An 18674-nucleotide genomic window follows, 5' to 3' on the forward strand; every position below is an offset into this window, starting at 1 on the left:
TGGGGGCCTTTTTTCTTTTGCTAGGTTTCCTTTCCAATCAGAAAACCCTGACAGCTGTCAGGGTTTGCGTTTGTCTCTCGAACGAGTGAAACGCTCGACAAGGTCGGGCAGCTCCTCCTCGACAAATCTTACGAATTCCGTACCCAATTTGCCCTCGGCGGAGATTCGAACCTCCCGGGGCGAGGTCATGAACACACCAAGCCTGGCTCCCGATCCATCGGAAATCGCGATCTGGGTGTTGCGCGTCTCGGGCGAAGGCTTGATCGCCTTCAGTGCCACCTGAAATCGCTGGTCCGAGGTTTCATCGGCGTCATTGACGTCGGAGAGAGCGGCGCGCACCACCTCAAGGGCATTGGGGGCCGCGGATATTGTCTTGGCCAACTCCAGCCAACGCGGTCGGCCGACCTTCGGAGCCCTGCCAATCGCTTCGATGATATCCGCCGGGATCGTGCGATAGACGCTCCGCATTCGCGCGAGCTCCGCGTCCTCGATGGAAAGAGCCGCGTAGATATGGCGCGCCTTGATGCCCGCATCGTCCATGCGCGAGGCGAACAAGGCGCGTTCAATCCATGTCAGATCTTGACGACTCGCGTTTTCAATACCCTGGGCCAGCACCAGGTCGAGATCGGATATCTCGACCTCTATGGCACGCACCGCGCGGCCGAGCTCGAGGGCGGCACGCCATCTGCGATGGCCATAGACAACCTGATACCGATCGCTCGAGGTGGGGTGCCGTCGAACCTGGATCGGAACCTTTTGGCCTTCCTCCTCGATGGAGCGCTTGAATCTCTCGAAATCACCCGGATCGTCGTCGGGCAGGCGATCCGGATAGGGCGAGGCATCGATCACATGTGGATCGAGATCCTGGATCCAGCCTTCGCCGGATTCGACAATGGCGCGCAGTCGATCGCGCTCCGCGCGGATATCGCCGATCGCGCGATGCGCCGCGCCGATCACCCCGGCACCGACGCGTACAGGCTGCGCGGGGACAGGGCTGGAAGGCGACGGTTCTGGCGTGCTCTCGCCGCTTTCCAATTCGGCCGAAAGCAGGCCGAAACTGGCGACGATGGATCGTCTCGGGCTCTTGCTCATTCACGCCCCCAACTTGCATTGATGAGATGAACGATGGCTTCGTTGACGGCGTCGACGGCCTCGCGGGCGCGCTTGTGCGTGTCTCGGCCGATCTGCCCCATCTCGAGTTCGTAGAGGGAACGCTTGGCGAGCCCCGCGGCCTCGACCGCGGTGCTCTCGATCGCCGTCGGCAAGAGAACATCGGTACCGAAGAGATGACGCAGCATCGCGACGACTTGCGATTGCGGCGCATCATTCGGGTCGTGGCGCGTGATCAGATAGCGGATGAAATCCTGGTCGAGCTGCGCGCCGCTTTCGTCGAGCACGCTGATCAGATCGCCCATCATGAGCAGGAACTGGCTCATCGATGCCACGTCCAGCATGGCCGGATGCACTGTGATGATCATGCTCGTGGCGGCGTAGATGGCGCTAAGGGTCAGAAATCCGAGCGACGGCGGCGTGTCGAGGATGACGATGTCGTAATCCTCCTCGACCTCGGCAAGCGCGAGCTTCAGGCGCTCGAAGAAGATGGCGCCGGAGCCGGACCTTTGGGCGAGAACCCGCGGCGTCTCGTGCTCGTACTCCATGACTTCCAGGTTGCCCGGAATGAGATCGATGCCGTCAAAATAGGTTTTGCGGATGATTTCGCGGATCGAGCGCCTCTCGGTCGCCTCGTATCTCAGCGCCGCATAGATGGTTTCGTTGGCGCCGACATCGATTTCCGGCTGGGCGCCGAACATGGCCGAAAGCGAGGCCTGCGGATCGAGGTCGAGCGCCAGCACGCGATAGCCATGCAGCGCGAGATAATGCGCGAGGTGAACGCAAGTGGTCGTCTTGGCGCTGCCACCCTTGAAGTTGGCGATCGCCATCACCTGCAGATGTTCGCCTGGCCGGCGCCGAGGCAGGAAGCGAAGGGCTTCCGCCGGCTTCTGCTTGGCGAACAGCTCCCGCAATTCGTTGATCTGGGCAAGCGTGTAGACGCGGTGATTGTTCTCCAACCTGCTCGGGGTGGGGCCTCGGCCCTCGCTCGACATCAGCTTCAGGGTCGAATCCGGGATCGAGGTCAGCTTGGATACTTCATTGGTCAGGAACTGGCGCAGCATCTTCTCGGATTTCGGCGGATACATCCGCGTTCTGAGCTGCTGGAGCTGACCAGACAGCACAGTCGCATGGCGCGCGATCTTGCTGCCTGCGTTTTCCTTTGAAGGAGCTATAGTCTCCGTGCGGTTCGCTATCGCCATTTGTCCCTCTTGGCGGCCTGTCGCCGGTTTGCCGACCTTTGCCCGCCAGAAGGTAGAACACGATTCTGTCAGGCCGTCCAGAGATTAACGGTTAATGACCGGTTAACATGTGACAGCCAGGACCTGGGCCTTTGCTATTTAATGCACTGCTTTTCTTCAATTTTCCCCGGTAAGTCGCCGAAGACGATCGCAGCGATGACTCACACCTTTTGATAGCAAGGCGCGGCTACCGTCGATCGTTCGACGCATATCCGGCTAAGATTAGCGACGAGAATCACTCTACCGGCGTGGGTGAGTCGCCCTCGTTGGCGCCGGCTTAACGACTTTGTCTTGAAGGAGCCGGTATTTGCTGCCCATGACCGAAGCCCAGCCTGCTCACTTCGAACGCCACCCTTTTCCCGCCGAGATCATCGCCCATGCGGGGTGGCTTTGTCACCGTTTTCTGTTTAGTTTTTCGCCATGTTGAAGACCTGCCGGCCGAGCGCGGTATCGACGTTTCGTTCCAGACCGTCACAGAATGGCGGCGAAGCTCGGTCTAGAATTCGCTCAGCAGCTGCCAGGGCAAGACCGTAACGATCAAGCTTCCGTCGAGCCGCTAGCTCTTGGAACCGATAGATGCTTTCGCGCCGGAAGCATTAAACGCCATAAATCGCCCGAACGATATCTCGTGGAAAGGCTCCCATGCAGCCTTCAACCGCCGTGTTGGACATGATCGCCGCCGAAATGCCTTCCAAGGGATCGATGAACCAACTGTGTCCATAAACGCCGCCCCAGCTTACCGATCCCTTCGCCATTGGAACCTCCGCCAAGATGGGATCCCGGATCACCGCACCCAAAAAAGAGAATCCTTCTCCTGGTTTGCCCGGGCGCGGGATGTCGCCAATCTGGTTGAGAAGCGCCGCCCGTGCGGTCTCCGCCTTCAAGATGGGCGCGCCGCCGCCGCGAATGGCTTCGAGGAAGGTGATTAGATCCGGCGCCGTGCCCACCATGCCCGCTCCGCCGGATTGGAAAGCCTTCGGATTGAACAGCCTCGTCGGCGCAAAGGTAAGCGGGTTGCCGCTATCATCCGGAACCAAATGGCGATCGCTCATTCTGACGGCCGTCGGAGTGGCATCGGCGTAGGGCGTGGCAAGTCGCTCAGGATCGCTCACCGAAAAACCGGTGTCGCTCATGCCCAGCGGTCCCGTTACATGAAGACGCACCGCCTCTTCCAGGCTGCAAGCCTCGATCCGCGCTATGACCGCTCCAAGAACGTCAATGGCGATCGAGTAAGACCAAAGTTTGCCCGGTGCGGCCAGCAGCGGAAAGGTCGACAGTCGACTGAAGTTCTCCTCGAAGTCGAGATCCGTGTCGGCGAGGCCAGCGTTGAACATCCGCTCGGGCGATGTTGTCTTGGGATCTGCTCCATAACCGAGACCTGCCGTGTGAGTGAGCAGGTGCTGGATGGTTATATCGGCGATCTCTCCATCTGGCTGCCGGGGCCGGAAATAGGGGAGATAATCTCGGGCGAGGTCGCCAAGCGCCAGCCGGCCCTTGTCGACAAGAGCCAGGGCCGCCGCCGCCACGAGCGGCTTGGTCACGGAAGCGAGACGGAATATCGTCCGCGTATCGGTGGCTTTTTGGGTTTCTCGATCGGCATAACCAGCAGCGTGGCTATAGACGGTCTCTCCGTTTTTGACGACGATCACGACAGTGCCGACGATCTTGCCGGACGTGATCGCCTTTTCGATAACCGCGTCGATCCCTGTCTTCATCGCAACCATCCTCCCCGTGCTCCCGAATAAGCGGTCGTAGAACCGCATATTCCAGCTTGGTTCGCAAGGCGGCGCGGCGCCGATAGCGTCGTGTCGAGCTACAAGCGAAGCCGGATACCGTGACCTGGACGATCAATCGAGCCGCCGGGCCGTTCTTCCGCACGGCATTGTTGTAATAGCTGGCGGCCTGCGCGACTGACTGACTTATGCAGGGACCGCTCCATAGCCTCCCGTTGGGGTATGCCTCGTTCGGCCGCCTCGGTCAGATAAGCCGAGCGCGGGCCGTGTGCCGGGAACGCCTCTGGATCGAGGCCGCTTGGCTGTGACGCGTTCTTCATAAAAGCACATGTGATCCGCGGATCATCGCCAGTTTCGCTCCAAGGCCATCAATACCTGGCGGTAATCGCTTCGCCGATCAAGGCGTGAAATTCAGGGCAAACTACCATCGCGTCTCAAGCACGGTTAAGACGGCGCCACCTTTCGACACCGCCTCCGTAGAAACATCGCGCGAATATCCGTTGTGGACGAATCATCGCCATCCCTTGTCGAAGGCCGAGTCGGCTCTACTTTGCGAATCATCAATGATTTGTGGGGGTTAGTGATTTTGAGTTATGATTGGAGCGGCGTCAGGACCCGGCGCATCAAGGCGATCAAGATGGCGGTTTCCGTGGGGATCGCCTTGGCGATTCTCGGCACTCCGACGATGCTTTGGCTGCATGGTTCGTTTTGACCACCAAGGCGCTTGAACCGTCCGCGGACGACGCCGAGCAGGTTCATGTCTAGCGCCTTTCGGACAATGGGGTTGGAATGCATAATCCCACTCTTGGCGATGAGAGCGGTCGCTTTCATCGCACAATGCCCATGCGTTAGGCCTTTAACTCGATTACCGATCGGCCTGCGAGCCGTGGAATTCCAGATTCTTCGATACATGATCGATGAAACGGGCCAACAGCGGGCTCGCATGTTCGCGATGCCAGCAGATCCCAACCGGCCATCTTGATTCCGGTCCGGAGAGAGACTGTTTGTGGCTGGACCCCGCCAATGCCTGCACGCCACGCCAGGGCAGGAATGCTGCGCCCAGGCCGGCGGAAACGATGGCGTGCACAGTTAGTATGTCGTCGGCATATTGGGCGATGCGAGGCTCGAAACGGGCAAGCGAACACCAGCGCCTGATCTGATCATCCAGTCCCGGTCCGCGCGATGGCGAAAGCGCCACGAAGCCAAGCTCGTTCAACTCCGCCAGCCGATCCTGGGCCGGTATTGTCACCCCGCTTGGAAGCACCAGGGCCAAGTGCTCTTCGATAATGGGCATGAAGGCCAGGCCGCTATCCTCCTCCGGCGCCCGGCAGAAGCCGATATCAAGCCTGCCGTCGAGCAGGCGCTGATGCTGTTCCCGCGATGGCAGATCGTTGAGCGTGATGCTGCAATCGGGCGTCGTCGCACGAAAGCCGGCGATCAGCCGCGGCGCCACGACAAGGGTCGATATTCCAAATCCGATATCGAGGTATCCGGTAAGGCCGGCCATGGCGCGATGCATCTTCCGGTCGACATCGTCGTTCAATTGAAGAAGCGGGCGTGCTTCACGCCGCAGAAGTTCTCCGAGAGGCGTCAGTTTGGCGCCATGGCGGCCACGCTCGAACAATGCTCCGCCGATCGCGGCTTCCAAGGCTTGAATCTGCTTGGTCAAGGTCGATTGGGTGACGAACAGTTTCGCCGAAGCCTTGCCGTAGTGGCCGGTGTCGATCAATTGAACGAAGGATCGGAGGAGCTTTATTTCCATTCTGTCCAGGAATAATTTCAATCAATAAAGTCATTTTACGAAAGAGAAGCCGCATGGTCAAATTGCTTCATAGCGAAAGGAGCAATCGACATGGCGCTCAAGATTTCATCCGTGCAGTTTCAGCATCGGGCCAATGACAAGGCCTTTAATCTCTCTCGCGTGGAGCATTTCACGGAAGAAGCCGTGCAGGCCGGCAATCAGCTTGTCGTCTTTCCCGAGATGTGCATCTGCGGATATTGGCATGTTCCGAAACTCGATAGCTCTGCGCTGCGGGCGCTGGCGGAGCCGCTCTCCGGTCCTTCGATCAGCCGGGTAGCCGCGCTCGCGCGTAAGAAGGGCATCGCGATCGGCGCGGGCTTCCTGGAGGTGGGTGAAGACGGAAAGCTCTATAACAGCTACGCGGTCTGCATGCCGGATGGCCCCATTCATTGCCATCGCAAGCTGCATGCCTGGGAGCATCGCCTCATTTCCAGCGGCGATGCCTTCACGGTCTTCGATACACCTTGGGGAATTCGGGCCGGCATCCTGATCTGCTGGGACAATAATCTGATCGAGAACGCGCGGGCGACCGCGCTGCTTGGCGCCGAACTCTTGATCGCGCCGCATCAGGCTGGCGGCGGGCATTCGGTTAGTCCGCACGGGCTGAAGCGGATACCGGTCGAAAAATGGATCAATCGCCACGAAGATCCGGAGGCGATCGAGGCCGAATTTCGAGGACCAAACGGTCGGGAATGGTTCATGCGCTGGCTGCCGTCGCGCGCCCACGACAATGGAATGTTCCTCGTCTTCAGCAATGGCGTCGGACAGGATGAAGACGAAGTGCGCACCGGCAACGCCATGATCCTCGATCCCTATGGTCGGATCCTAGCCGAAACCTGGGCGGCCGCCGATGCGAGGGTGAGCGCTGAAATCGATCTGGCCTTGCTCGACAAGTGCACGGGCCAGCGCTGGATAAGAGGCCGCCGTCCGGAGCTCTATGGTATCCTGACGCAAACCAACGCCAACGGTCTCGCCCCAATGGATGCGCGTTACTCGGAAGCGTCTACCCGCACCGGCGGGTAGGGTTGATTTCCATATCCTGGCCGTCGTCTATTTACCCGTCGTTCCTTCGAGATCGGCATAGACCAGATAGCGCAGCGGTCCCGAGGTCACGGCGTCGAAGGGAAAGCAGGTCGCCAGCACGAGATGGACGCCGCGCGCGTTGGGGTCGATCTCTGCTTCATCCCAGCGGGCAACGGCCATGCGGGTCACGCGGAAAGTGAAGGTCCGACCATCGCTGCGTGTGATGCGGATACGGTCGTTCACACCGATATCTTTCAGGAAAGTGAAATGGGTATCGCGGTGCGCCGCATAGACGGCCGTACCCTCTTGGCCCGCTTGCGGGGTATTGTCGAGATGACCGGGGCCGAAGGCAAGCGCCTGTCCGCTCGCACCCTTGAGCGCGATGGCGGAAACGCCAAGGCGTGGAACTTCGATACGCGCCACCGGCCAGGTGTCGGCCCAGCTCCAGGGCTTGACCGGTGCGCCTGATATCACGCTCTCGGCGAATGCGCGCTCCAGCAGAAGCTGCGCCAAGGCCGCCTTGGCGTAGATCCAACCCCCCTGTGCGGCGAGGAAGAGACCGGCGGCGATGAGAATGCCGGCCGCGAAAGTCAGGAGGGAGCGCGCTGGCGCGCTCCCGATGGTCTGGATGCGAGTGGCGGCGATCATGCCCGGCTCCTTCGCGATGCGAGGACCAGCAGCGAAGCTCCACACAGAAGGGCAAGCAATCCCTGGAGAATGAGAAGCATTCCGGGCGTTGCGGTCTGCGGCAGCGAAACGCTGGCCGGAGCCGGCGCGGAGATGGGTTCAAGCTCCGCATCGCCATCCACACCCTGCGACTTATCAGCTGTCTGCTGATGTTTGTTGTCGGCTTTCGCATCCCGCGCCGCACCGATGCCGAGGAGCTTGTCGTAATCCCAGCCCGCGGGAAGCTGCAATGGAATGTCGGCCTGTGTCAGCGGCGCGTTTGCCGGGCGCAGACGCTTCGTATCGACAGCGACGAGACTTGTGAGGCGCGTGACCAGATGATGGTCGAGTGCCAATCGCAGGATACGCTTGTCGGCATCAGCCTGCGTGATCTTGCCGAGCGTGAGATTGACCTCGGCGTCATCGATCTGGCGGCGAGCCCAGATCTTCGAGATGCCCTTGGCATTGCTTGCCTGGTCGAGCGGCAGGGAGATCGTCCACGCGCGATCGCCGATCTCGCCGCTGACGGTCAGGGTTCCGGCTGCCTTTCCCATCCGGGCCGCCAGAACCAGCGGTTCGCCATGGTAGATGTCGGGCAGGAGATTGGGCGACAGGTTGACGTTCTTTTGCGAAAAGGCGGCCGCGACGTCGGTGACAGCCGGGTTCTCCAGCTTGTCGAAGAGGGCGCGCATGTGCTCGTTCACCTCGGCGACCGAACCGATGTGGGTGAAGCTGCCCTGGCCTAGTTCGGCGGCGCGGTTCATCAGGTACGTGTTCGGCGCCGAGCCGATGCCGACCATGAAAATACGAGAGCGTCCCCGCGATTTCGCGATCGCATCGAGAAGCTGCTGCTCGTTGCTGACCTCGCCGTCCGTCAGGAACACGACCTGGCGCAATCCGCTGGCCCGGTGGCTGTCGTCGAGCGCTGCTTGAAGCGGCGGCAGCATTTCCGTTCCGCCGGCGGCTTCCAGGCCGGTGACGAAGCGACGGGCCGAGGCGATATTCTCGGCCGTCGCCATCACCGAATCGGAGAAGAATTTGGTCATCGTATTGTCAAAGCGAATGACGTTGAAGCGATCATTCGGCTCGAGCCGGGACAGGGCATAATCGAGGCTTGCTCGTGCCTGTTCGATCGAGGTGCCGCCCATCGAGCCGGAATTGTCGATGACGAAGACCACTTCGCGGCCGGCCTTTCGCGGCGTCGCCACCGCCGGCGGCATTACATAGGCAAGCACATAGTCATCCTGGCCGACACGTTCGCGGAAGAGGCCGACGCTTGGCATATTGCTCGCGACGGCGCTCCATTCGAGCACGAAGTCGCGATCGGCGGCCGCTTCGCCATCAAGGACGATCCGGCGCTCGGTGTCGCTGACCTTGTCGATCTTGACCGCGTGATAGAGGCTTTGGACGTCATCGAGCGGGAAACCGGCGTTGAGATTGACCTTGAGGGTGACGGGGTTGGTGCGATCGCCGCCAGGAGCCATCAGGGGTGTCGAGATGGATTTGTCGCTGACCTCACGCGATGGGCGCTGTTTGGACTGACCCCAGCCGGCCTTTAGATCTGCCTGCTGCGTGATGGGCGATGCGTCTTGCGGGCTGTAGCGCGGTGCGACGACGAGCGGCACCCGCAGGGAGAAGCGACCGTCCGCCAGGCGGACCGACTGCTGATATTCGATCTGCACGACGATCTTTTCATGCGGGCCAATATTCGCGACCGCATTGGTGAAGACATTCGGGCGCTGCTGTTCAACCAGGGACGCTTTCTTTCCTTCTGTGCGCGCTTTCTCGTATATGGCACGCGCGGCCTGCTTCTCCTTGATATCGGCGACAACGACCCGGTTGCCGACGATCATCTTCAGGGAATAGACGGCGCTGTCTTCCGGAAGTGGAAATACGTAGAGGGCTTCGACCCATTTGTCGGTCGTGTTCTCGAAGGCTTGCGTGAGCACCGCGCGTGCCGTCGGTCCGTTGACGTCGAGATCGACATCGGTCGCGAGCCGGGGTGCCTCGATATATCTTCCCTCTTCCTTGGTCTGAAGAAGAAGGCTGCCCGCGCCCATTTCGTTTGGCGTGACGAAGGCTGCGGGTTGCGCGCGCGATTCCAGGGGATGCAGGAGCGCGAAAACGACGGCGAGGACCGGCAGCAGGATGGCATTGCTGAACCAGAGCAGCAGGCCGAATCCGATGAGGAAATTTTGCCGTTTCTGGTAGCGCGAGACGTGTGGCGAGGCTGACATGACAGGCTCCTTATTCGCTGGTGGAATGACTGAAGCCATTGTGAACAAAGGCTATTTTCTCGCCAGCGTAAGCTTTGCCCTCTTTCGTCCGCATCTTGCCGCAAACGGTCTTGCCGGTTACGGCCATGTGTGGAATTGTGAAGAAAATTACGCAATCAGGAAACGAGTGAATGGTCCAGGGCGACCCCTATTTGTCCGACAGCCAGAACAGCGCCGTGGCGGCGCGGGTTCGCGAGGAGATCGCCCGACGGCGCATTTCCAGGCAGCGTCTCGCCAATGATGCGCGCATTAGCCTTTCGACCTTGGAGAAGGCTCTTTCGGGCCACCGGCCCTTCACGCTGGCGACTCTCATTCGGCTGGAGCAGGCGATGGGCGTCGTGCTGCGGGAACCCGCTGGAACGCAAGCCCCCATCGTAAAGGAAAGGCCCGGCCATGCCCCCGAGGAACTTGGTGCCTATTCCCGCGCCTCGGTTTCCTGGCTTGAAGGCACCTACCTGACGCTCCGTCCGTCCTTCGGCGATGCGAAGGCGATTTTCGCCTATTGCACCGAGATCGCCTGGGATGAAGACGGGACCTGCCTGAGCTTCCGCGAACGCGAGCGCAGCGACGCCTCGTTTTCACAGCAGGGCTCGGTGTCGGTGCCGCACCTGTCGGGGCATATCTATTTGGTGACGAATTCGTCGGGGCAGTATCGCATGGCGATATTGTCGAGACCCAGTATCACCGGCGAGATGTTCGGCTTGCTGACGACATTGCGCGCCGGGCAGGGCTCGCATCTCACACCCGTCTCGACGCCGCTCGCCCTCCTGCCGATGGCGGCATTCGCGCAACCGTCGCTGGGGCGCGTCCTGGCGGGCGATCAGAATCACCAGGCATATTCGGCCATCATGCATAGAATTACCGGAGAAAATTACGCCGGCTTCATCGGGTAGGGGCGCCCTTAGCGGGCGTCATGAAAGATGATGCCGACAGTGTGGCGCTTGCCTGAGCGGACCCGGCTTACCCCGTGCCTGAGATTGACACGGTAGTTCCCCTTGGTTCCCCGCACGGGCCGATTATGGACTGCGAAGGCGACGGCATCACCTTGTCGAAGCGGCACGACGTCCACGCGGCTTTGCATGCGCGGCCGCTGTTCGGTCAGGACAAACTCACCACCGGTGAAATCCCGCCCCGGCTCGGACAGCAGAATGGCCACCTGGATTGGGAAAGCGAGTTCGCCGTAGAGGTCCTGATGCAGGCAGTTGAAGTCTCCCGGCACGTATTGCAGCAGCAGCGGCGTCGGACGCCGCTGACCGGCCTCGTGGCATTGCCTCAGGAAGGCGGCATGCTCATCGGGATAGCGTTCCTCAAGGCCCATGCGTTCATTCCACCGGTTTGCGATATCGGCGAGACGAGGATAGAGCGCGGTGCGCAATCCACCGAGAAGCCCTGGCAGCGGATAGTTGAAATAGCGATATTCGCCTCTTCCGAAACCGTGGCGCGCCATGATGACGTGGCTGCGGAAATGACGCTCCTCGGGATAAAGGCGGGAGATTGCGTTGCATTCATCGGGTGCGAGAAGCTTCGGAAGGACGGCGCAGCCGAAGCCGTCAAGTTCTCCCGCCAGCGACGGCCAATCATAGGCGTCGACCCGGGCCACGATGGGGCTTTCCAAGGAACCCGGAGCAAAAGTGGAGATCGATACGTTCATGTTCATATCCTCGGTCTGGGCGGGCTTTCGAGGGCGTTCGAGGCCTGCGAATGCCGCGATAACCTGGAGCCTAGCGCCCGAACCGGAGCTGCCGCCACCCGATTTCCGATGAGCGGCTCACACGAATGGGCCTCGCCGGCTACATTGCGATACAATCGCGCCGTTTCCTGAAATCTCGCGGATACAATTCCAGGCGATCTTCCCGCGAGATCATCCATCAGGCAGGAGGCCAGAATGAAATTTGCGTTCCTCGGTGCATTTGCCGTCTCAGGCCTTGCCGTCGGCGTCGCCGCTTCGCAATCGGCGGGTTCCGCGACGCTGCCGGAAAATGCCTCGCCGATCTATGGTGTGACCATACCGGAAGGCTATCGGGACTGGAAATTCATCGCGCCCGCGCAGGAAGCTCCGCCGCTCGACGAACTTCGCGCCGTGCTCGGCAATGATATCGCCATTGAGGCCTACAAGAAGGGCACGCTGCCTTTCCCGGATGGCTCGATCCTCGTCAAGCTGGCCTACAAGCGCAAGCAATCGACGGAGTTCGCGCCGGCAACGGTGCCGGGAGCGCCGACGACGGTTCAGGTCATGGTGAAGGATTCCAAGAAATATCCCGACAGCCACGGTTGGGGCTTCGGGCGCTTCGTCGATGGCAAGCCGGTCGATATCGCCCAACATGAAACTTGTCTCAGCTGCCATGTCGGTAACGTTAGGGATCACGATTACGTCTTCACGCGCTATGCGCCGTAAGGTGCGCTAACGCGATTAAGTGGAATTTGCCGGCCTGATCTCATCATAGACGGCCGGCCGGCGATCCATGGTTCTCCTCCCGCCGGGATAGCCGCCTCTATTTGGCCGATGGGCGAGCGTTGCTCCGAGCAAGCAGCCATCGAACCGCTTCCATCTTCACGGAAGACAACTTTCAAAAACCCGCGCAATCTCCATGGTGCCGCCTCGGGAGAGGTCTCCAAAATTCTTCTTCGCCGGCTAACTGGGCAGGTTCCGGAATTCCGGCCTGCATTTTGTCGATGGTAAAGTCAAAGCGCGTAGTTCTGTATTCCATTGTAGCCTCGGTCGATCCGGACACGGAAGGATACAATTTGCCTGGGTTGAGGACACAACCGGGATACACGCCGAAAGCAAAACATCGCGGCATTCAACAAACCTCCCAAACATATGGAGATCCTGATGTCGCCTTTATCCTTCTCAATGAATAGACGTGCCTTTGTAACTGCGGCCGCTGTCGCCGGAGCGGCCTCGCTTCTGAAGCCTGCCATCTCCTTTGCCGCATCGGACGCCTTGCCTGATGGTGTAAAGCCGTTCAAGGTCCATATACCGGACAGCGCAATTGCCGAGTTGAAGCAGAGGCTTGCAACGGCCCGCTGGCCGCTCAAGGAAAATGTCGCTGACGACTCCCAGGGCGTGCAGCTCGAACGCCTGCGCGATCTCGTCGGATATTGGGCCGACGGTTATGATTGGCGAAAGGTGGAACAGAAACTCAATTCTCTGCCGATGTTCGTGACCGAAATCGATGGGCTGGATATCCATTTCATTCACGTGCGCTCCCGGCACGAAAACGCAATGCCGCTGATCATGACCCATGGCTGGCCTGGCTCGATCCTGGAAATGCTCAAGGTGATCGATCCCTTGACGAATCCGACAGCGCATGGTGGCAGCGCCGAAGACGCCTTTCATCTCGTCGTGCCATCGATCCCCGGTTTCGGCTTCTCCGGTAAGCCGACGACGCGCGGCTGGGGTTCGGACCATATTGGTCGGGCATGGGGCACGCTGATGCATCGTCTTGGCTACGAGCGCTTCGTCTCGCAGGGCGGCGATTGCGGCTCGGTCATCTCCCAGCGCATGGCGCTTCAAAATGTACCGGGATTGCTCGGTATCCACCTCAATATGCCTGGGATCGTCCCCAAGGAGATCGCCCATATTCTGGCTGCTGGCGATCCCGCTCCGGCCGATCTGACGGATAAGGAGCGTGCCTGCTTCGACAAGTTGGCGGAGTTCTACCGCGATAGCTCGGGCTATGCCAACATGATGGTCACCCGCCCGCAGACCATTGGTTATTCGCTCGTCGACTCGCCGGTGGGTTTGGCTGCCTGGATCTACGACAAGTTCGCCACCTGGACTTATAGCAACAAGCAGCCGGAAAAGGTCCTGACCCGCGACGAGATGCTGGATGACATCTCCCTCTACTGGTTCACGGAAACCGGAACCTCCGCGGCCCAGATCTATTGGGAAGACCATTCCAACAACTTCAATGCCATCCAGATTCCGAGCCTGCCGGTCGCGGTCAGTGTCTTTCCGGGCGAAATCTACCAGGCACCAAAGACCTGGACCGAGCGCTGCTATGGCAACTTGATCTACTTCAACGAAGCTGACAATGGCGGGCACTTCGCGGCCTGGGAGCAGCCGGCGATCTTCACCAACGAAGTCAGGGCGGCATTCCGCTCACTACGCTAAGCGGACGATACATCTGACTTGGTGGAGGCACCCGCGGGCAAGCGATGCCCCACGCTTGGCAGCGGAAGAGGGGGAAGCGTATAGCCTTCCCCCTCGCCAGCCGATAACGGATGCTGGCTGATTTGATCCAGCCGATTCTCGCTGGATCGCTGAGTCCTTACGCAAAGGCGCTTCGGCGTCCGGAAAGCGAACCCACACCCATCAGGCCGGCCAGGATGACCGGGATGCACACCAGATAGGCGGTGCGAATGCCGGCGTGTTCGGCAATGAATCCAAGCAAGGGCGGCGCCAGGAAGAAGACGACAAAGGACATCTGCCCGAGGGCCGCGACGTTGACATGGGCCGGGCGGTCAGTGCGCTGGGCGGCGGCCGAGACCACAAGCGGATAGACCGCGCTGCAGCCGGCGCCCATGAAGGCAAATCCCAGAAGCGCGACGTTGGGGTGAGGTGCGAGCCAGACGGCGCAAAGCCCGGTTATCGCCAGGAGCATCAGGGAAAGCGCGACGCAGCGGGAGCCGTAGCGATCGACGAACCCGTCGGCGAACAATCGCGTCAGTGCCATGAAGAAGGTGAACAGCGTCAGGCCGAGGCCGCCGACGAAGGGTTCGACGTGAAAGACGTCGCGCATGTAGATCGCCGACCAGTCGATGCCGGCACCCTCGACCAGGAATGCCGCGATGCCGATGACGCAGAGCGGCAAAAGGCCGAGCGTCGGCAACGCGATGTGATGGGTCTCGACATGATCCTCGGTCGGGCGGGCCGGCGCGTTGCGCATGCCGGCAATGGTAATCGAGCCGACGATGAGGACGAAGATAAATGTCAGGCCGAGATGCACGTGCATCGGCACGCCCTCCTGCCGGATCACCGACGACACGAGTGCCGTCACAAAGAAACCGAGGCTCCAGAACCCGTGCGCCCGACTCATGACGCCGCGGCCGAGCTGGGCCTCGATGCGATCGATCTCGACGTTGAGATTGATCTCCAGCGCACCTGCCAGCAATCCCTCGCAGAAGAGGACAGCGAAGACCAGCGGAGCCCAGCCCATCCACGGCACGAGCGCGAGGGATGCGGAGGTTCCGAGCACGGTGATGAATGCCGTCTTGCGCGCGCCGAGGCGTGCGACGATCGGGGAGACGAAGGTGAGTGATATGAGCGCGCCGATCGCCGCACCGATCAGTGTCAGGCCGAGCTCGGATTTGTCGATGCGCAAGGCATCCTGCAGATCGGGAAGGCGCGAAAGCATCGCGCCCATCGAGACCGCGAACAGGAAGAAGCAGACATAAATTCGCTGCTGCGGTTCAAGACGCATTTCGGCGCTCCAGGAAATCTGAACACGAGAGATGGAAAGGGTCTATCCGAAAGCAACCTGCGCTGGCAATACGAAGGCTCTTAATTCATCAGACAAATTAGAAACGTGGGCTAATTCGGCAAGTGCGCGCGACCGATCAGAAACAAAACCCGCGACTGGACAAAAAAATTCGCCGACCTAACTCAGCCGGCGGGACACGCATAAATCGCATCGCTCTCATTTTTCATCCTTCGTCAACAGATCAGGAAACGGCAGATCAGATATGGGATTAGCACCGCTCACCAGGCCGGCGGGCCAGACGTCGCAAACGGATTTGAACAGCTACAGGCTGATACCGCTCTCCAGTTGCCCGATTCTAGGCAGCAGTGCGGCATCGGGACTGCCGTCCGGCGTCGTTTTTTCCGGCCGGTCCTTCGAAGCGGCAAGCGACAGCGCCCTATCCTGCTGCGGTCGCTATAACCTGAGGAACAGCCTGCATCAGGGCGTAGCGGCGATTGGCGATGACGGACATCTGATCTTTGCCGTCAACAGCTGGGTGAGCGGGCAGCGCTGCACGGTCATGGGTGCCTTCGACCCCATGGGCAAGCCTGTCGCGCCGACCAGACCCCAGCAGGATTTGCTTGGAAAATATTTCCAGTCGCCCGAGCGTCCCATCGTTCTCGATTCAAAGGCGAAGAGCGACATCGGCTTCAAGACGAATGGGCTCAATCCGAACGTTGGCGTCTATGTCGGCAACAAGACGATCATCTTCGACATCAAGGCACGGTCGTCGGATGGTAAGACCGAAGGCAGCGCCACGATCACGACCGATTTCAACGGCAAGGTTCAGGATCAACTCTACGAGCTGTCGACCAAGGGTAACAATTCGTCCCTGAGTGGCAGCTATGAACGCAGAGGCACCCAGACAGCGGAGAGCCTGAAAGCATCATGGGACAAATGGTCCTTGGAGGGCAAGCATTCCCAGGATGGCACAAGCAGGAACCGCGAGCTCAATCTTTCCTATCGCGCCACGGATAAGATAACGATCAAGGCCTCCTGGAGGCCGGACGTGAAGCCGCCATCCACGCCTCCGCGCATAAGCGACTATTCGATCTTCTCGGCCACCAACCCCAATCCGCCGCCGGCTCCTCCGAACTATAGCAACTACATGATCACGCTCGAAATCAAACTGCCCTGAGCAAGGCTGTTTCAATTGAGTTAGGCCGTCCGCGGCAAAAGACCGTGGACGGCTTGATTTTAGCGGGCAGGGCATCGAGAAATTTCGACGCCCGATATGGGGACCAGTGGATTGATCACGCGCCACAATTTGCCGGCAGCGACGACGGCTTGCGTGTGCCGATCAATACCAGCGCCAGGCCGGCGGCGGCCAGCAGACCTCCGGCGATCGAGACCGCCGCATAGCCAAAACCAAGGCTGATGACGGCGGCACCCGTTGCGGCCCCAAGGGCGTTACCAAGATTGAAGGCTCCGACATTGATGGAGGAGGCAAGGCCTGGCGCTTCCGCCGCCGCTTCCATGACGCGCATCTGCACGGGCGGAACGATCGCGAACGCCGCGCCACCCCAGAGAAGCAGGCCAATGACGGCTCCTACGTGGGTGATCATTGCCAATGGCAGCGCGAACATGATCGCCGCAAGCAAGGCCAGGAAGATCTTGGTCGCGCCGTCGAGCGACCAGTCGGCCAGCCGACCGCCAAGCCAGTTGCCGATCGTGAAGCCGATGCCGATCAGCACCAGTCCGAGGGTCACGAAGCTATTGGAAGCGCCGGTGAGTTCGTTAAGCGTGGGAGCGACATAGGTGTATAGCGAGAACATCGCGCCCGCGCCCATGACGGTGGTCGCCATGGCGATGAGAACCGTAGGATGGGTGAGCACGGCCAGTTCCCGCCTGATATCAGGCATGGCACCGCGCTCGCCTTTCGGAAGAGCGATCCAAAGCGCGGCGATGGCGGCGACACCGATCAAGGCGGTTCCAGCGAAGGCCATGCGCCAGCCGATCGCCTGACCGACCCAAGTCGCGGCCGGCACGCCGCCGATATTGGCGATCGTCAACCCCATGAACATGGCGGCGACCGCGCTTGCCTGTTTTTCCTTCGTTACCACGCTTGCCGCCACGACGGCACCCAGGCCAAAGAAGGCGCCGTGGTTGAGGCTGGTGACGAGCCGGGCAAGCAGCAACGTGAAGTAGCCCGGCGCCATCGCCGACATGAGATTGCCGATCGTGAAGATGCTCATCAGCAGCATCAACGCCGTGCGCTTGCCGAAGCGGCTGAAGGCGAGCGTCATGAAGGGGGCGCCTACCATGACGCCGATCGCATAGGCACTGATGAGGAGGCCTGCCGTCGGGATCGAGACATCGACCCCCTTGGCGATGACCGGGAGAAGTCCCATCGGCGAAAACTCGGTCGTGCCGATACCGAAGGCGCCGATCGCAAGCGCGAGAAGAGCCCATCGGGCGTGAGAGGGTGTTTGGGCCTTTTCGGCCGTCGAAATCTTGGCGTCCATGTTGAAACTCCTTAGGCGTCCCATTGGGGCGCGAGGCCGGGTGGGCTGACAATGCGGCCATCCGGGCGGGCGAGAGCGGCGATGGCGATCATATCCGCCTCGTCGAGATTGAAGTCGAAGATCGCGATGTTCTCCTTGACGCGCTCGGGATTGGCGGTCTTGGACAGCGCGATGTGGCCCTGCTGGATCAGCCAGCGCAGCCCGACCTGCGCGGCGCTCTTGCCGTATCTGGCGCCGACCCGCTGCAATATTGGCTCTTTCGGCACGGCACCGTCGGCCATGCCGTAATAGGCGGTGATCGCGACATCATTCGCTTTCGCCGCCGCGATAAGGGCGTGTTGAGGCAGATAGGGATGGATCTCGACCTGATTGGTCACGATCGGCGTGCTGGATAGTCTGGCCGATTCCCGCATCTGCGCGATATTCTGGTTGCTGACGCCGACGAAGCGGGTCTTGCCGGCGGCCTTGACGGCGTTCAGCATTTCGATCTGGTCGGCGACCGGCACCTTGTCGCCCGGCCAGTGCAGCAGCAGGAGATCGACACGGTCGGTCTTCAGCTTGTCGAGGCTCTCGTCAACCGAAGCGGCGAACTTCTCCTTGCTGTAATTGTCAACCCAGACCTTGGTGGTCAGGAAGAGGTCGTCCCGTCTTGCGCCAGCCGTTTGCAAGGCCCTGCCGAGCGCTGCCTCGTTCTGATAGATCTGCGCCGTATCGAAATGACGGAAGCCGGCTTCGAGCGCGGCCGGGATGACACGCTCCACTTCCGCGTCCGACATGCGGAAGACGCCGAAGCCGAGCGCGGGAATTGTAGCGCCGTGGGCGGTAATGGTGAGCATCGAAAACTCCTTTTTGAAAATCTCGACGGCCTTGGCCGCCTTGAATGGATGCCGCGCC

General features: G+C 60.5%; 16 protein-coding genes and 2 pseudogenes. 6 read left to right on the plus strand and 12 right to left on the minus strand.

Going from position 1 to position 18674, the window contains the following annotated elements:
• Positions 1–57 precede the first annotated feature (57 nt).
• Together repB and repA are read right to left on the minus strand one after the other, a co-directional pair.
• On the minus strand, positions 58–1092 hold the full coding sequence (gene repB, locus GDN47_RS25270; RefSeq protein WP_152094513.1) for a plasmid partitioning protein RepB: 1035 nt from the start codon (positions 1090–1092) through the stop codon (positions 58–60).
• Positions 1089–2312 (minus strand): plasmid partitioning protein RepA, encoded by a 1224-nt coding sequence (repA, locus tag GDN47_RS25275; protein ID WP_069614999.1) that lies wholly within the window; start codon positions 2310–2312, stop codon positions 1089–1091. The genes repB and repA overlap by 4 nt, the downstream gene beginning before the upstream one ends.
• A 355-nt stretch (positions 2313–2667) precedes the next feature.
• Between repA and GDN47_RS32430 the strand changes: the two are divergent.
• Positions 2668–2868: pseudogene (locus GDN47_RS32430) on the plus strand (IS6 family transposase); the annotation flags it as partial.
• A gap of 79 nt (positions 2869–2947) precedes the next feature.
• Here the strand turns inward: GDN47_RS32430 and GDN47_RS25285 are convergent.
• The 4 genes and pseudogenes from GDN47_RS25285 to GDN47_RS25300 form a co-directional block, all read right to left on the minus strand.
• Positions 2948–4066 (minus strand): serine hydrolase domain-containing protein, encoded by a 1119-nt coding sequence (locus GDN47_RS25285; protein ID WP_152094514.1) that lies wholly within the window; start codon positions 4064–4066, stop codon positions 2948–2950.
• A gap of 127 nt (positions 4067–4193) precedes the next feature.
• Positions 4194–4383 (minus strand): annotated as a pseudogene (locus tag GDN47_RS32435) (integrase); the annotation flags it as partial.
• A gap of 292 nt (positions 4384–4675) precedes the next feature.
• Positions 4676–4843: a hypothetical protein gene (locus GDN47_RS32135; protein ID WP_156090777.1), complete on the minus strand. Its 168-nt coding sequence runs from the start codon at positions 4841–4843 to the stop codon at positions 4676–4678.
• Between the two features lie 106 nt (positions 4844–4949).
• The gene (locus GDN47_RS25300; protein WP_145323638.1) at positions 4950–5846 is read right to left on the minus strand and encodes a LysR family transcriptional regulator; all 897 of its coding nucleotides are present in this window, start codon (positions 5844–5846) and stop codon (positions 4950–4952) included.
• A 90-nt stretch (positions 5847–5936) separates the two neighbouring features.
• Here GDN47_RS25300 and GDN47_RS25305 point away from each other — a divergent pair, with 90 nt between their 5' ends.
• The gene (locus GDN47_RS25305; protein ID WP_152094515.1) at positions 5937–6908 is read left to right on the plus strand and encodes a nitrilase family protein; all 972 of its coding nucleotides are present in this window, start codon (positions 5937–5939) and stop codon (positions 6906–6908) included.
• A 27-nt stretch (positions 6909–6935) separates the two neighbouring features.
• Here the strand turns inward: GDN47_RS25305 and GDN47_RS25310 are convergent, their stop codons facing one another.
• Both GDN47_RS25310 and GDN47_RS25315 read right to left on the minus strand, forming a co-directional pair.
• A complete protein-coding gene (locus GDN47_RS25310) occupies positions 6936–7556 on the minus strand; it encodes a class GN sortase (protein ID WP_173002568.1) in 621 nt (206 codons plus the stop codon).
• On the minus strand, positions 7553–9811 hold the full coding sequence (locus tag GDN47_RS25315) for a marine proteobacterial sortase target protein (RefSeq protein WP_152094516.1): 2259 nt from the start codon (positions 9809–9811) through the stop codon (positions 7553–7555). Before GDN47_RS25315 ends, GDN47_RS25310 begins: the two co-directional genes overlap by 4 nt.
• A gap of 170 nt (positions 9812–9981) precedes the next feature.
• Here GDN47_RS25315 and GDN47_RS25320 point away from each other — a divergent pair, with 170 nt between their 5' ends.
• A complete protein-coding gene (locus GDN47_RS25320) occupies positions 9982–10743 on the plus strand; it encodes a helix-turn-helix domain-containing protein (RefSeq protein ID WP_113421304.1) in 762 nt (253 codons plus the stop codon).
• 8 nt (positions 10744–10751) lie between these two features.
• On the opposite strand, the gene GDN47_RS25325 is transcribed toward GDN47_RS25320, so the two are convergent.
• Complete coding sequence (locus GDN47_RS25325; RefSeq protein ID WP_371865533.1) at positions 10752–11501, minus strand: 2OG-Fe(II) oxygenase; 750 nt, start codon at positions 11499–11501, stop codon at positions 10752–10754.
• Positions 11502–11735: 234 nt separating this feature from the next.
• On the opposite strand from GDN47_RS25325, the gene GDN47_RS25330 reads away from it, so the two are divergent.
• Together GDN47_RS25330 and GDN47_RS25335 are read left to right on the plus strand one after the other, a co-directional pair.
• Entirely contained in the window at positions 11736–12245 is a 510-nt protein-coding gene (locus tag GDN47_RS25330; protein WP_152094517.1) for a cytochrome P460 family protein, read from the plus strand.
• A 438-nt stretch (positions 12246–12683) separates the two neighbouring features.
• Positions 12684–13967 (plus strand): epoxide hydrolase family protein, encoded by a 1284-nt coding sequence (locus GDN47_RS25335; protein ID WP_152094518.1) that lies wholly within the window; start codon positions 12684–12686, stop codon positions 13965–13967.
• A gap of 157 nt (positions 13968–14124) precedes the next feature.
• On the opposite strand, the gene GDN47_RS25340 is transcribed toward GDN47_RS25335, so the two are convergent.
• Positions 14125–15276 carry an MFS transporter gene (locus GDN47_RS25340; RefSeq protein WP_152094519.1) on the minus strand — a complete coding sequence of 384 codons (1152 nt, stop codon included), beginning with the start codon at positions 15274–15276 and terminating at the stop codon, positions 14125–14127.
• 262 nt (positions 15277–15538) lie between these two features.
• Here GDN47_RS25340 and GDN47_RS25345 point away from each other — a divergent pair, with 262 nt between their 5' ends.
• Entirely contained in the window at positions 15539–16453 is a 915-nt protein-coding gene (locus GDN47_RS25345; RefSeq protein WP_152094520.1) for a hypothetical protein, read from the plus strand.
• Positions 16454–16568: 115 nt separating this feature from the next.
• Here the strand turns inward: GDN47_RS25345 and GDN47_RS25350 are convergent, their stop codons facing one another.
• Both GDN47_RS25350 and GDN47_RS25355 read right to left on the minus strand, forming a co-directional pair.
• Entirely contained in the window at positions 16569–17780 is a 1212-nt protein-coding gene (locus tag GDN47_RS25350; protein ID WP_152094521.1) for an MFS transporter, read from the minus strand.
• A gap of 11 nt (positions 17781–17791) precedes the next feature.
• Positions 17792–18616, minus strand: coding sequence for an aldo/keto reductase (locus GDN47_RS25355; protein ID WP_152094522.1), 825 nt, complete (start codon positions 18614–18616; stop codon positions 17792–17794).
• Positions 18617–18674: the final 58 nt, after the last annotated feature.

Source organism: Martinezella dioscoreae (assembly GCF_009176305.1).
GTDB classification, from domain to species: Bacteria; Pseudomonadota; Alphaproteobacteria; order Rhizobiales; family Rhizobiaceae; genus Rhizobium; species Rhizobium dioscoreae.